This window comes from Pseudomonas kairouanensis, from assembly GCF_004682055.1.
GTDB lineage: Bacteria > Pseudomonadota > Gammaproteobacteria > Pseudomonadales > Pseudomonadaceae > Aquipseudomonas > Aquipseudomonas kairouanensis.
In genome coordinates, this window is record NZ_QUZU01000015.1 from 51,692 (window position 1) to 65,341 (window position 13,650).

10 protein-coding genes are annotated in these 13,650 nt (G+C 61.8%); 5 read left to right on the forward strand and 5 right to left on the reverse strand.

Going from position 1 to position 13,650, the window contains the following annotated elements:
* Positions 1-25: 25 nt before the first annotated feature.
* Together DYL59_RS14230 and DYL59_RS14235 are read right to left on the reverse strand one after the other, a co-directional pair.
* Positions 26-691, reverse strand: coding sequence for a response regulator (locus DYL59_RS14230; RefSeq protein ID WP_135289764.1), 666 nt, complete (start codon positions 689-691; stop codon positions 26-28).
* The gene (locus DYL59_RS14235; RefSeq protein WP_135289765.1) at positions 666-4,049 is read right to left on the reverse strand and encodes an ATP-binding protein; all 3,384 of its coding nucleotides are present in this window, start codon (positions 4,047-4,049) and stop codon (positions 666-668) included. Before DYL59_RS14235 ends, DYL59_RS14230 begins: the two co-directional genes overlap by 26 nt.
* 351 nt (positions 4,050-4,400) lie before the next feature.
* On the opposite strand from DYL59_RS14235, the gene urtA reads away from it, so the two are divergent.
* The 5 genes from urtA to urtE all read left to right on the forward strand — a co-directional run bounded on the left by urtA (position 4,401) and on the right by urtE (position 9,335).
* Positions 4,401-5,609, forward strand: a complete 1,209-nt coding sequence (urtA, locus tag DYL59_RS14240) for an urea ABC transporter substrate-binding protein (RefSeq protein ID WP_135289766.1) — start codon at positions 4,401-4,403, stop codon at positions 5,607-5,609.
* 185 nt (positions 5,610-5,794) lie between these two features.
* Positions 5,795-6,712: an urea ABC transporter permease subunit UrtB gene (gene urtB / locus DYL59_RS14245; RefSeq protein WP_060755338.1), complete on the forward strand. Its 918-nt coding sequence runs from the start codon at positions 5,795-5,797 to the stop codon at positions 6,710-6,712.
* Positions 6,713-6,722: 10 nt separating this feature from the next.
* A complete protein-coding gene (urtC, locus tag DYL59_RS14250; RefSeq protein WP_135289767.1) occupies positions 6,723-7,880 on the forward strand; it encodes an urea ABC transporter permease subunit UrtC in 1,158 nt (385 codons plus the stop codon).
* Entirely contained in the window at positions 7,877-8,635 is a 759-nt protein-coding gene (gene urtD, locus DYL59_RS14255) for an urea ABC transporter ATP-binding protein UrtD (protein WP_025855702.1), read from the forward strand. The genes urtC and urtD overlap by 4 nt, the downstream gene beginning before the upstream one ends.
* A gap of 10 nt (positions 8,636-8,645) precedes the next feature.
* Positions 8,646-9,335 (forward strand): urea ABC transporter ATP-binding subunit UrtE, encoded by a 690-nt coding sequence (gene urtE, locus DYL59_RS14260; RefSeq protein ID WP_135289768.1) that lies wholly within the window; start codon positions 8,646-8,648, stop codon positions 9,333-9,335.
* Here urtE and DYL59_RS14265 read toward each other — a convergent pair.
* From DYL59_RS14265 to DYL59_RS14280, 3 genes are all read right to left on the reverse strand, one after another.
* Positions 9,313-10,719 (reverse strand): class II fumarate hydratase, encoded by a 1,407-nt coding sequence (locus DYL59_RS14265; RefSeq protein ID WP_135289769.1) that lies wholly within the window; start codon positions 10,717-10,719, stop codon positions 9,313-9,315. The two genes, urtE and DYL59_RS14265, sit on opposite strands and share 23 nt — an antisense overlap.
* A gap of 12 nt (positions 10,720-10,731) precedes the next feature.
* Positions 10,732-12,036 (reverse strand): cation:dicarboxylate symporter family transporter, encoded by a 1,305-nt coding sequence (locus DYL59_RS14270; protein WP_135289770.1) that lies wholly within the window; start codon positions 12,034-12,036, stop codon positions 10,732-10,734.
* Between the two features lie 163 nt (positions 12,037-12,199).
* The gene (locus DYL59_RS14280) at positions 12,200-13,555 is read right to left on the reverse strand and encodes a class-II fumarase/aspartase family protein (RefSeq protein ID WP_135289772.1); all 1,356 of its coding nucleotides are present in this window, start codon (positions 13,553-13,555) and stop codon (positions 12,200-12,202) included.
* Between the last annotated feature and the right edge of the window lie 95 nt (positions 13,556-13,650).

Consider the following 13,650-nt stretch of genomic DNA (forward strand, 5'->3'; position numbering starts at 1 on the left):
CCTCCCACAAAAACCTCACACAGCTTCAGATTGCAGCAAGGGCAACCGATGTCGCAGCGGTGCGGGTCTCCACGCCCAACTTCACATACACATGCTCCAAGTGCTTGTTCACCGTCCTGGGGCTCAACCCCAAAATATCGCCGATATCCCGATTGGTCTTGCCACACGCCACCCACCGCAACACCTCAACCTCCCGCTCCGTCAGCGCAAACCGCGCCGACAACAACCGCTGCGCCGGTTCATCCTCCAAGGTCAATACGCTCGGCAGCCTGGCCTCCCGTGCCGACAGCAAAATGCGCGAGGTACGCAAATGCGCCGCTACCCGTGCCAGCACCTCGTCGGTCTGGATCGGCTTGGTCACATAATCACTGCCGCCCACCTCAAACCCCTGCACCACATGCCGGGTTTCCGTCAGCCCGGTCATGAACACCACCGGGATATCCGCGCTGGCAGGCTGCGCCTTGAGCCGACGGCAGGTTTCGAAGCCGTCCAGGCCAGGCATCATCGCGTCCAGCAGGATCAGGTCCGGGCGCCGGCGCTGCACACGGTTCAGCGCGCTGAGGCCGTCCAGGGCCACCAGCACCATGTAGCCGGCGTCGTCCAAAGCATCGGAGAGCATGGCCAGGTTGTCCGGCGTGTCGTCCACGATCAACACCACGCCAGGTTCAGTGCTGTGGGTGAGTGCATTCATCTTTGGCCTCCTTGAGGGTTCGGTTGAGTTCATCCAGGCGGAAACCCTTGAGCAGGCCTCGCACCTTGCCAATAAATGGCGCGGTGTCCGGGCGCTGCTCAAGGATGCTATCGAGTTTGGCGTGCAGGCCGCGCACATAGCCAATGGCGCTGAGTTCGGCCAGTTCAGCCAGGTCTGCGGGGCCGGGCAACACGCTGGGCGCTGCTGGCGGCACACGGCTTTGGGTGCGCCGCAACCACTGCAACCCCAGGTGCTGTTGCACGCGGCCGAGCAGTTCCGGGGTGCGTACCGGCTTGGCCAGGTAGTCGTTGCAGGCAGCGGCAATGCTGCGTTCGCGGTCGTCGGTAAAGGCGTTGGCGGAGATCACGATGATCGGCGCGGTGGACAGCGCATTGCGGCGGATCAGGCGACTGGTTTCGTAGCCGTCCAGCGTTGGCATCGACAGGTCCATCAGGATCAGGTCCGGCGCCAGCAGCGCCACCTGGCGGATCGCTTCCTGACCGTTGCTGGCCTGGATCACTTCGAAACCCAAGGGGGTGAGCATGCCACTGAGCACCTTGCGGTGGTCCACATGGTCGTCCACCACCAGGATGCGCCGACGCTCGCCCTGATAGCCGATGATGTCGTGCTCCACATGCACCACCGCTTGCGGCGCACGTACTTGGGAGAGGAACAGCCGCACCTGGAAGCAGGTGCCTTGGTCCAGCTCGCTGGTGACGCGCAACTCGCCGCCCATCAATGCGGTGAGCATGCGCGTGATGGTCAGGCCCAGGCCTACGCCGTTGTCCTGGCGCATCAGGTCGCCCCGTTCAAACGGCTGGAAAATCCGCTCCAGTTGCCCAGGATCAATGCCGATGCCTGTGTCGATAATCTCGAAGTTGGCGGTCTCGCGCATATAGCTGACCCGCAGGCGCACCTCGCCGCTGTCGGTGAAATTCACCGCATTGCCCAGCAGGTTGATGAGGATCTGGCGCACACGTTTTTCGTCGCCACGCACCACCGCCGGGATCTTGCCCACGCAGTCCAGGCGAAAGCGCAGCCCCTTGTCCTGGGCCTGGGGCGTGAACATCTGTTCCAGGTCGTGGAGCAGTTCGGGGAAGGGGATCTCGGTGAGTTCCAGGCGCAGCTTGCCGGCCTCGATCTTGGCCACATCCAGCAGCCCGTCGATCAGCGACACCAGGTGCGAGCCGCTGCGCAATATGGTCGCCAGCGCGTCTTGATGCTGTTCGGGCATGGCGCTGTCGCGCTGCAGAATCTGGGTGAAGCCCAGAATGCTGTTAAGCGGCGTGCGCAGCTCATGGGACAGGCCGGTGACATAGCGGCTTTTGGCGGCATTCGCCGCTTCCGAGGCCTCCTTGGCCTGTTGCAGCGCTTGGTCGGTCAGGCTATGGGCATCGATTTCCTGCATCAGCAGCAGGGTCTGGCGGTCGGATTCCTCTTGGGCCACGCCACGGCTTTCGCGGGTCAGCACCACCCACCAGGCGAGCACGGCAGCCAACACGGACAAGGTCAGGAAGGCTTTGAAAAACGCCTGGTACAGGGTTTCCGAATGGGGCAAGCCCTGGGCCGCCTGCACGTAGATCAACGCCAGGGCGCCGGCCAGCAGCAGCACCAATGTCAGCAGCAAGCCGAGGTAGTGAGCCAGGCGGGTATGCAGGCGCGGCATCATCGTGTTGGGCAGCAACCAGCGCAGCACGCCTTCGAACTGGCTGACCAGTCGCCCATGGGGTTTGCAGCGATCACCGCAGCGCGCATCCAGCGAGCAACACAGCGAACAGATCGGTGTGCTGTAGGCCGGGCAGAACGCCATGTCTGCCGTCTCGAACGGGTTGCTGCACAGCCCGCAAACGGCGTGGGTGGCAGGTGCCACCGGGTGAATCAACTGTGCATCGCTGGTGCGGGCAATGTAGTACTTGCCCTTGGTCAACCAGGCCAGCAGCGGCGCCATCAGCAGGGCGGTACCCAGGGCGACGAAGGGCGGTGCCGCCTGGGCCAGGGCGCCGAACAGGCCGAAATGGGCCAGGATCGAAAGCAAGGACGCGATCAGCATCGAGCCGACGCCCACCGGGTTGATGTCGTAGAGGTGCGCGCGCTTGAACTCGATGTGCTTGGGCGACAGGCCCAGGGGCTTGTTGATCACCAGGTCAGCCACCAGGGTGCCGATCCAGGCAATCGCGATATTGGCGTAGAGCCCCAGCACCTGGTCGATCACATCGAACACACCCAACTCCATCAACATCAGCGCAATGGCCACGTTGAACACCAGCCACACCACGCGGCCAGGGTGGCTATGGGTGACGCGGGCGAAGAAGTTCGACCAGGCCAGGGAGCCGGCGTAGGCGTTGGTCAGGTTGATCTTCATTTGCGAAATGAACACGAACAGCACCATGGCGCCGAGGGCCCATTCCGGCGAACTGAATACGTAGCCGAAGGCCACGAGGTACATCTGGGTCGGCTCGGCCGCCCGTTCAATGGGGATTTCATGCTGCAGGGCCAGAAACGCCAGGAACGCCCCGGCAAACATCTTCAACGCGCCGGGGATGATCCAGCCGGGGCCGGCGCAGAGCAGGGCGGCCCACCAGCGCTTGCGGTTGGCGGCGGTTTTTTCCGGCAGAAAGCGCAGGTAGTCCACCTGCTCGCCGATCTGCGTCACCAGCGACAGCGCCACGGTGCAGGCGGCGCAGAACGCCAACAGGTTGAACCCGCCGCCATCGCCGCTGCGCCCTACAAAGCTGGTCCAGTCGCTGAAGGCGTCGGGGTTTTTCCACCACACAAAGCCGTAGGGCAGCATCAGCAACAGCAGCCACACCGGCTGCGTCCACAATTGCAGGCGGCTGATCAGGGTCACGCCGTAGGCCACCAGGGGAATCACCAACAACGAGCAGATCACATAGGCGAAGGCCAGCGGGATATGGAAATACAACTCCAGGGCCAGGGCCATGATCGCCGCTTCCAGGGCAAAGAACAGGAAGGTGAAGCTGGCGTAGATCAGCGAGGTGATGGTGGAGCCGATATAGCCGAAACCGGCGCCACGGGTCAGCAGGTCCATGTCCACGCCGTAGCGCGCCGCGTAATAGCTGATGGGCAGGCCCGTGAGGAAGATCACCAGGCTGATGGCGAGGATCGCCCAAAAGGTATTGGTAAAGCCGTAGCTCAGGGCCAATACCCCGCCGATGGCCTCCAGCGCCAGGAACGACACCGCGCCCAGGGCCGTATTGGCAATGCGCAGCTCCGACCATTTGCGAAAGGACTTGGGGGTGTAGCGCAGGGCGTAGTCTTCCATGGTTTCGTCGGCGACCCAGGTGTTGTAGTCGCGACGGATCTTGACGATGCGCTGGGTGCCGGGAGGAGGGTGCACGGTGGGAAACTCCGGAAGAGGGCGAGGTTGGTGAGCAAGTTCCATGCCCTTACAGGCACTGAAATCTAAATGTGGGAGTTCCATGCCCTTACAGGCACTGAAATCTAAATGTGGGAACGGGCTTGCTCGCGAATGCGGTGGGTCAGTCAATGCATGTGCAAGCTGATCCACCGCATTCGCGAGCAAGCCCGCTCCCACAGGGGATCTCCAGTGCCTGGGGGAGCGCGATCCTGCCCTGAAAGGGTGCGCAGCGGCATACGTCAAATGACGTACGCCGTTACGTCAGGCTGCGTATACCCGCGCTGGCCCCATGCCGCCATGCTGGACCCCTCATTGCAGAGGAGTCGCCCCATGGCACCCAGATTGATCCGCTCCAAACCGCTGTTGGCCTTGTCATTGCTGGCCGCCGCTCTGTTCAGCCAGGGCGTGTTGGCCGATAACGAAGGCCTGGCCGTGACCCCCACCGAAGTCACCGTCGGCCAGTTGCACTCGGCCACCGGCACCATGGCGATTTCCGAGACCGGCTCGATCCAGGCCGAACGCCTGGCTATCGAACAGATCAACGCGTCGGGCGGGATCCTGGGACGGCAGATCAAGGTCATCCAGGAAGACGGCGCCTCCGACTGGCCGACCTTCGCCGAAAAAGCCAAGAAGTTGCTGGTCAACGACAAGGTGGCCGCCGTGTTCGGCTGCTGGACCTCGGCCTCGCGCAAAGCCGTGCTGCCGATCTTCGAAAAAGAAAACGGCCTGCTCTATTACCCCACCTTCTATGAAGGCCTGGAACAGTCGAAAAACGTGATCTACACCGGCCAGGAAGCCACCCAGCAGATCCTCGCCAGCCTCGACTGGATCGCCAAGACCAAAGGCGCCAAGACCTTCTACCTGGTGGGTTCGGACTACATCTGGCCGCGCACCTCGATGAAGATCGCGCGCAAGCACATCGAAAACGTGCTGCACGGCACCGTGGTTGGCGAAGACTACTACCCGTTGGGCAACACCCAGTTCGGCTCGCTGATCAACAAGGTCAAGCTGAAAAAGCCTGACGTGGTGTTTGCAGCGGTGGTGGGCGGCTCCAACGTGGCCTTCTACAAACAGCTCAACGCAGCCGGTGTGAACTCGGCCAAGCAAACCCTGCTGACGCTCTCCGTGACCGAAGACGAACTGCTGGGCATCGGCGGCGAAAACATGGCCGGTTTCTACGCCTCGATGAAGTACTTCCAGAGCCTGGACAACCCCAACAACAAGGCTTTCGTCGAAGCGTTCAAGGCCAAGTATGGCAAGGACGCTGTGATCGGCGATGTGACCCAGGCGGCGTACCTCGGCCCATGGCTGTGGAAGGCAGCGGTGGAGAAGGCCGGCAGTTTTGACGTGGATAAAGTCGTGGCCGCATCCCCTGGCATCGAGCTCAAAACCGCGCCGGAAGGCTACGTGAAGATTCACGAGAATCACCACTTGTGGAGTAAATCGCGCATTGGCGAAGTGCAGCCAAACGGTCAGTTCAAGGTGATTTATGAGTCGGATCTGATCGAGCCGAATCCGTTTCCTAAGGGCTACCAATAACCTCCCTGACTAAATGAGATTCAAATGTGGGAGGGGCGGTGCGACGATTCGACTTGCTCCCGATGAGGGAGTGTCAGTCACCTGGTCTATTACTGACCCACCGCCATCGGGAGCAAGCCCCCTCCCACATAGAGCAAAAGCAAACTGCATTTCAACTACCACCTCCCGCTCAGGAGACCATCATCATGGAATGGCTATCGGAATTTGGAGCCATCGCGGCAATGCAGGGGTTCAACGGCTTGTCCGTGTTCTGCGTGCTGTTGCTGATGGCATTGGGGCTGGCGATCATCTTTGGCCAGATGGGCGTGATCAACATGGCCCACGGTGAGTTCCTCACCATCGGCGCCTACACCACCTACGTGTGCTCCAGCCTCACGGCGCACTTTGCGCCGAGCTTCCAACCCTATTACTTCTTCTTCGCCATCGCCCTGTCGTTCCTGGTGGCCGGTGCCATTGGCTGGCTGGTGGAATGGGCGATGATCAGCCGCTTGTACAAGCGCCCGCTGGACACCTTACTGGCCACCTGGGGCCTGTCGTTGGTGATGCAGCAAACCTTCCGCTCGGTATTCGGCGCCCGCGAAGTCAGCGCCGAACCGCCGGCCTGGCTGATGGGCTCGGTGAACTTCACCGACGCCATCGAGATCCCGCGCAATGGCCTGTTCATGATGGGCCTGACCCTGCTGCTCACCGCCGCGATCTTCCTGATGCTCTACCGCTCGCGCTGGGGTCTGCAGGTACGTGCCACGGTGCAAAACCGTTTGATGAGCCGCGCGGTGGGTATCAACACGCGCAAGGTCGACCGCATGACCTTCGCCCTCGGCTGCGGCGTGGCCGGGGTGGCCGGTGCAGCGTTCACCACCATCGGTTCTACCGGGCCCACGGCGGGCTCGCAATACATCGTCGATACCTTCCTGGTGGTGGTGTTCGGCGGCGCGCAAAGCCTGTTCGGCACCATTGCCTCGGCGTTCGTGATTGCCCAGACCCAATCGCTGTCGGAGTTTTTCCTCAGTGGCTCGATGGCCAAGGTGCTCACCTTGTCCTCGGTGATTCTGATCCTGATGCTGCGCCCGCAAGGGTTGTTCTCCATCAAAGTGCGCAAGTAGAGGCGAGCGGATGAAGGCTTTAGACAAGCTGCTGGGCGGCCAGCAAAACCTGATCGGCATCGTGCTGTTGGCGGTGTTGATCCTGGTGGTATTCCCCCTGACCCTGGACGCGTTTCGCCTGAACATGGTGGGCAAGTACCTGACCTACGCGTTTGTCGCGGTGGGCCTGGTGTTGTGCTGGGGCTATGGCGGTATTCTCAGCCTGGGGCAGGGCGTGTTTTTTGGCGTCGGCGGCTACTGCATGGCGATGTTCCTCAAGCTCGAAGCTTCGGACCCGGAGAGCACCAAGATCCAGTCCACACCGGGCATTCCGGATTTCATGGACTGGAACCAGATCACTGAGTTGCCGATGCTGTGGCAGCCGTTTCACAGTTTTGGCTTTACCGTTTTCGCGGTGATCGCGGTACCGGTGCTGCTGGCGTTCATCATCGGCATGGCGCTGTTCAAGCGGCGGGTGGGTGATGTGTATTTCTCCATTGTGACCCAGGCGATCGCCTTGATTCTCACGGTGTTGATCGTCGGCCAGCAGGGCCTGACCGGCGGCGTCAACGGCATCACCGACCTCAAGACTTTGCTGGGCTGGGACCTGCGCACCGACAGCGCCAAGTTGATCCTGTATTTCATCAACGCTGGCTTGCTGTTTGGTTGCATCTTTATCGGCCGCTTTATCCTCGCGTCCAAGCTCGGCCGCTTGCTGATGGCGATGCGCGACAAGGAAGAGCGCGTGCGCTTCTCCGGCTACGACGTGGCCAGCTTCAAGATCTTCGTGTTCTGTGTGGCGGCGGCGTTCTCGGCGATTGGCGGGGCGATGTTTGCCTTGCAGGTGGGCTTTATGTCGCCTTCGTTCGTCGGCATCGTGCCGTCCATCGAGATGGTGATCTTCGCCGCCGTGGGCGGGCGCATGTCGCTGCTCGGCGCGGTGTACGGCGCGCTGTTGGTGAACTACGGCAAGACCTACTTTTCCGAATCTTTCCCCGAGTTGTGGCTGTATTTGATGGGCGGCTTGTTTATTGCGGTGGTGATGTATTTCCCCAATGGCCTGGCCGGTTTGTGGGAGAGCCATGGGCGTCAGGCATTGGCTAAGGTGCTGGGACGAAAACCCATTACGAAAGCCCCGGTTGAAGCCAAGACCAAGGCTAAGACCAAAATCCTGGAGACCCAACCATGACCGCCGTCGGCTTTGAAATGAAAAAACCGGTGCTGGCCATCGAAGGCCTCACCGTGTCGTTCGACGGCTTCAAGGCGGTCGATAATCTCAACCTGTATATCGACCGCAATGAAGTGCGCGTAGTGATCGGCCCCAACGGAGCCGGCAAGACCACGGTGCTCGATCTGATTTGCGGCAAGACCCGCGCCACCAGCGGCAGCATCCAGTTCGACGGGCAGGAGCTGACCAAGATGCGCGAATACAACATCGTGCGGGCGGGGGTAGGGCGCAAGTTCCAGAACCCGTCGATCTACGAAAACCTCACGGTGTTCGAGAACCTGGAGATGTCCTACCCGGCCGGTCGCAAGGTGTGGGGTGCGCTGTTCTTCAAGCGCAACGCCCAGGTGATTGCACGGGTGGAGGAGGTGGCGCGGGAAATCTTCCTCGGCGATCTGTTGCAGCAACAGGCTGATCTTTTGTCCCACGGGCAAAAGCAGTGGCTGGAAATCGGCATGCTGCTGATGCAAGACCCGGAGCTGTTGATGCTCGATGAGCCGGTGGCCGGCATGAGCGTCAACGAGCGTGCGCAAACCGCCGAGTTGCTCAACCGCATCAGCCAGGGTCGTTCGGTGCTGGTGATCGAGCACGACATGGAATTTGTCAAAAGCATCGCCCACAAGGTCACGGTGTTGCACCAGGGCAAGGTGCTGGCCGAGGGCAGCATGGAGTCGGTGCAAAGTAACCCTAAAGTCATCGAAGTGTATTTGGGCCACTGAGGAACCGGGCATGTTCAAGATCGACCAGTTGTCCTGCGGCTACGGGCAGAGCCAGATCCTCCACGACCTGGACCTGAACGTGGCCAAGCGCGAGATTGTCGCGGTGATGGGCCGCAATGGCATGGGCAAGACCACCTTGTTCAAGAGCCTGATGGGCATCCTGCCGCAATGGAAAGGCCAGGTGAGCGTGGACGGCCACAACGTCTCGGCGCTGGAAACCCACGAGCGGGTGGAACGCGGTATTGCCTATGTGCCCCAGGGCCGCATGATTTTCCCCAGCATGAGCGTGCTGGAAAACATCCAGACCGGCTTGCCCGCCTCGGCGCGAGGCAAGGTGCCGGAGGATTTGTACGCGTTGTTCCCAGTGCTCTACGACATGCAATCGCGCAAGGGCGGCAACCTGTCGGGCGGCCAGCAACAGCAGTTGGCAATCGCCCGGGCATTGGCCACCAACCCCAAGGTGCTGTTGTTGGATGAACCCACCGAAGGCATCCAGCCCTCGATCATCAAGGACATTGCGCGCACGCTCAAAGAGATCCGTAACCTGCGGGACTTGACCATCGTGGTGTCGGAGCAGGTGCTGTCTTTTACCCTGGAAATTGCCGACCGCTTCCTGGTGATTGAAAAGGGCCGCTTCGTGATCGAAGAGACCCGGGACCGGGTGGATGAGGCGACGATCAGTCGTTATCTGTCGGTGTAGTGGGGCGGATCATGGTGTCGGGGCGTACGCGCAAGGCGTATTCCTCGGCCGTGATGAAGCCCAGTTGCACCGCCGCTTCCTTGGGTGACAACCCTTCGTCGGCCGCCTTGCGGGTGATCTGCGCCACCCGGTCGTAGCCCAGCAGCGGGTTGAGTGCGGTGGCCATCAACAGCGAATGCTCCACATTGCGCGCCAGTTGTGGGCGGTTTACCTCCAGGCCCTGCAGCAGCTTGTGGGTGAACAGGCTGACGCAATCGGTGAGCACTTCAATCGACTGCAGCAAGTTGTGGATCAACACCGGCTTGGCCACGTTCAACTCGAAGGTGCTGGACGCGCCCGCCAGGGTGATGGTGGTGTGGTTGCCCATCACCTGCATCGCCGCCTGCACCAGCACTTCGGCGATGGTGGGGTTGCGCTTGCCGGGCATGATCGAGGAGGTGAGGCCGTCGTCCGGTACGATCAACTCGCCCAAACCACAACGCGGGCCGGAGCCCAGCAGGCGGATGTCGTTGGCGATCTTGGTCAGCGACACGGCCAGCACATTCAGCGCACCGGAAGCTTCCACCAGCGCATCGTGGGTGCCCATGCCTTCGAACTTGCACGGGTTGGTTATGAAGGTTTCGCCGGTGAGCCGGCTGATTTCCTCACAGAACGCCACATCAAAACCCTGCGGTGTATTCAGCCCGGTGCCCACCGCCGTGCCGCCTTGTGGCAACAGGCGCAGGCGCGGCATGCAGGCTTCAATGCGCGCCATGCCGTGCTGGATCTGCTGGGCAAAGGCGCCAAAGGCCTGGCCCTGGCTCATCGGCACTGCATCCATCAAATGGGTGCGGCCGATCTTCAGCACGTCTTGCCAGGCGTCGGCCTTGGCTTGCAGCCCATTGCGCAAATGCCCGAGGGCCGGCAGCAGGCGCCCGCGCAGCTCCAGCACGGTGGTCAGGTGCATCACCGTGGGGAAACTGTCGTTGGAGGACTGCGAGCGGTTCACATGGTCATTGGGATGCACCGGTGATTTGCTGCCCAGTTCGCCACCGAGCGCCAGGTTGGCGCGGTTGGCGATCACCTCGTTGGCATTCATGTTGGTTTGGGTACCGGAGCCGGTTTGCCAGATCGACAGCGGGAAATGTTCGTCGAAGGCGCCATTGGCCAATTCCTCGGCCGCGTCTTCGATGGCCTGCGCCAACGCCGGCGCCAATGCGCCGAGCCGTGCGTTGGCTCGGGCGCAGGCGCGTTTCTGCTGGCCGAAGGCGCGGATCAGGCAGGCGGCGAACGGCTGTTTGCCGCCGAACACCTCCAGTGCCCGCTGGGTCTGTGCGCCCCAGTAACGCTCGGCCGGGATCGATACCGGGCCGAACGCGTCGTGTTCGATTCGCAACGTCGTCATCGACAGGCTCCGTTACAAGGCAGCGCCGGCCGGGCGGCCAAGCACCCGTTGATATTCGACCTTGGCGGTCTGCTCGGAGAACTCGCCCGACCACTTCGACACCACCACCGTCGCCACGCTGTTGCCAATGGTGTTGCAGGTAGCGATGGCCATCGACATAAAGCGGTACACCCCGAACAGCAGCGCCAAACCTTCGGCCGGCAACACGCCGATGGCGGTGACGGTGGCGGCAAACACCACGAAACTGCCGCCCGACACCGCTGCGGCGCCTTTGGAGGTCACCAGCATGATCGCGATGATGCCCAGCTGTTGTTCCCAACTCAGCGGCACGCCGTAGGCATTGGCGATAAACAGCACGCACAGCGACATGTAGATCGAGGTGCCATCGAGGTTGAACGCGTAGCCGGTGGGCAGCACTAGGCCGACGCTTTGTTTGGAACAGCCGAACTTCTCGAGCTTTTGCAGCAGGCGCGGCAGTGCGCTTTCCGACGAGGCGGTGCCGAGCACGATGAAAATCTCATCCTTGATGTAGGTGAGGAAGCGCCACAGGCTGAACCCGCTCAAGCGGCACACCGCGCCCAGCACCACAAAGATAAAGAACGCGATGCCCACGTAGAACATCAGCACCAGGTTGGCCAGGGACATCAGCACGGCGGTGCCGTTGCTGCCCACCGCGTAGGCCACCGACCCGAAGGCACCCAGGGGCGCGAACTTCATGATCAGGTTGATGAACTCAAAGAAGCATTCGGAGATGCGGTTCAGGCCGTCCTCGATCACCTCGCGGCGCTCGGGCTTCAACGCCAGCAGGGCGAAGCCGAACAATACCGAGATCACCAGCACTTGCAGCAGTTGCCCGCCCGCGAAGGCGCCGACGAAGTTATCGGGGAAGATGCCGTAGATAAAGTCCATGGTCGAGGCCGGTGCATGGCCCTTGGCAACCGCAGCACTGGCGGCCGCAGCAGCGGCGCTGCTTGGGTGCGCATCGTGCATGCCCGAGCCGATCTGCAACAGGTTGCCCCACAACAGGCCGATGGCCAGGGCAAGGGTGGACACCACTTCGAAGTAGATCAACGCACGCAGGCCGACCTTGCCGACGCGTTTGATATCACCGGCCGAGGCGATGCCGTGGACCACGGTGAAAAACACCAACGGCGCGACGGCGGTCTTGATCAGCTTGAGGAAGATATCGCCGAGGATCTTGAAACTGGCGGCCAGTTCGGGGGCGAGAAAACCGAAGGCAATGCCCAGGAACATGGCGGCGACGACCTGGAAGGTCAGGTCTTTGTAGAGCGGTTTTTTTGCGGGGGTGGATGACATGTCGGTGATCTCATTGTTGTTATGGTTCTATTTAGCGCCGCAGATCCATTGTGGGAGCGGGCTTGCTCGCGAATGCGGTCTTTCAGTTGATGCATCGGGTGACTGATACACCGCTTTCGCGAGCAAGCCCGCTCCCACATTTGGATCTCCAGAGGGCTTGGGGTCAGCGGGGGATTGCACCCTCACGCGCCAGCGCGATATCCACCATCTGCGGCGCCAGCCCCAGATAGTTGGCCGGGTCGGTCAGGCGTTGCAGTTCGGCCACGTCCAACTGCGCGGTGGCTTCACCCTGGGCAAGCAGGGCGTCCAGCAGGCTGGTGCCCTGGTCGTTGGCCATGCGGCAGGCGGCGTAGACCACATCGTGGGCCACCTGGCGGCCGAGGGCGGGCGCCAGGCCCATCATCACGGCTTCGGCCACGATCAGGCCTTGGGTCATGTCGAGGTTCTTGCGCATGCGCTCGGGGCGCACTTCAAGGCCTGCGAGCATAAAGGTCGCCTGGCCCAGGGACGCAGCGCTGAGGGCGAAGGCTTCCGGGATGGCGATCCATTCCGCCTGCCACGGGCCGGTGGAGCGTTCGAAGTCCTGGATCATCGCGTCCAGCATCAGCCCGGCATGTTGACGCACGCCCTTGGCGGCGGCGTACATCAGTTCGCAGGAAATCGGGTTGCGCTTTTGCGGCATGGTGCTGCTGGCGCCACGGCCCTTGACGAAGGGTTCGTACACTTCGCCCAGTTCGCTGGTCATCATCATCATGATGTCCAGGGCGATCTTGCCCAGCGACCCGGTGACCAGGCCGAGGAAGTTCAGGGTTTCGGCCAGGCCATCGCGGGCGACGTGCCAGGTGGCTTGCGGTACGCCCAGGCCCAGTTCGGCCATCAGTGCTTCTTGTACTTCCAGACCCTTGTCACCGAGGGAGGCGAGGGTGCCCGCAGCCCCCGCGAACTGGCCGATTTCCACCCGTGGACGCAGCTCCACCAGACGCTCGGCGTGGCGGTCGAACATGCTCAGCCACACTGCGCACTTGTAGCCGAAGGTGATCGGCAGCGCGTGCTGCAAGTGGGTGCGCCCGGCCATCGGCGTGTCGCGATAGCGCTGCGCGAGGCCGGCGAGCAGCCCGCGTACCGCCTGGATATCACGCTCGACGATGGCCAGGGCAGCGCGTACTTGCAGCACCACGGCGGTGTCCATGATGTCTTGGGTGGTGGCGCCCCAATGCACGTAGCGCCCGGCTTCGCCGCAGATCTTCGACAACTGCTCCACCAGTGGCAGGATCGGGTAGCCGACGATCTCGGTCTCGTGCTGCATCAGCGCCAGGTCCAGCGCCTCGTACTGCGACAGCGCAGCGATCTGTTCGGCAGCGTCGGCCGGGATCACACCGCAGCGGGCTTCGGCGCGGGCCAGGGCCACTTCCACTTCGATGTAGCGCTCGATCAGCGCTTTGTCGGAGAACACACCGCGCATTTCGGCGGTGCCGAACATGTCGCGAAAGAGGGCGGAATCAAAAACGGTACTCGACATGGGAAAATCCTAATTGTTATTTTTAAACCATACATATTTAATATGTCCGTACATTATGATTACGCTTGTGCTGATACACTGTCAACTCGACAACG

What these genes read in the sequence shown, in the direction of transcription:
- DYL59_RS14230 (WP_135289764.1), bottom strand. Translation starts at nt 691, where the DNA reads ATGAATGCACTCACCCACAGCACTGAACCTGGCGTGGTGTTGATCGTG.
- urtA (WP_135289766.1), top strand. Translation starts at nt 4,401, where the DNA reads ATGGCACCCAGATTGATCCGCTCCAAACCGCTGTTGGCCTTGTCATTG.
- urtB (WP_060755338.1), top strand. Translation starts at nt 5,795, where the DNA reads ATGGAATGGCTATCGGAATTTGGAGCCATCGCGGCAATGCAGGGGTTC.
- urtC (WP_135289767.1), top strand. Translation starts at nt 6,723, where the DNA reads ATGAAGGCTTTAGACAAGCTGCTGGGCGGCCAGCAAAACCTGATCGGC.
- urtD (WP_025855702.1), top strand. Translation starts at nt 7,877, where the DNA reads ATGACCGCCGTCGGCTTTGAAATGAAAAAACCGGTGCTGGCCATCGAA.
- urtE (WP_135289768.1), top strand. Translation starts at nt 8,646, where the DNA reads ATGTTCAAGATCGACCAGTTGTCCTGCGGCTACGGGCAGAGCCAGATC.
- DYL59_RS14265 (WP_135289769.1), bottom strand. Translation starts at nt 10,719, where the DNA reads ATGACGACGTTGCGAATCGAACACGACGCGTTCGGCCCGGTATCGATC.
- DYL59_RS14270 (WP_135289770.1), bottom strand. Translation starts at nt 12,036, where the DNA reads ATGTCATCCACCCCCGCAAAAAAACCGCTCTACAAAGACCTGACCTTC.
- DYL59_RS14280 (WP_135289772.1), bottom strand. Translation starts at nt 13,555, where the DNA reads ATGTCGAGTACCGTTTTTGATTCCGCCCTCTTTCGCGACATGTTCGGC.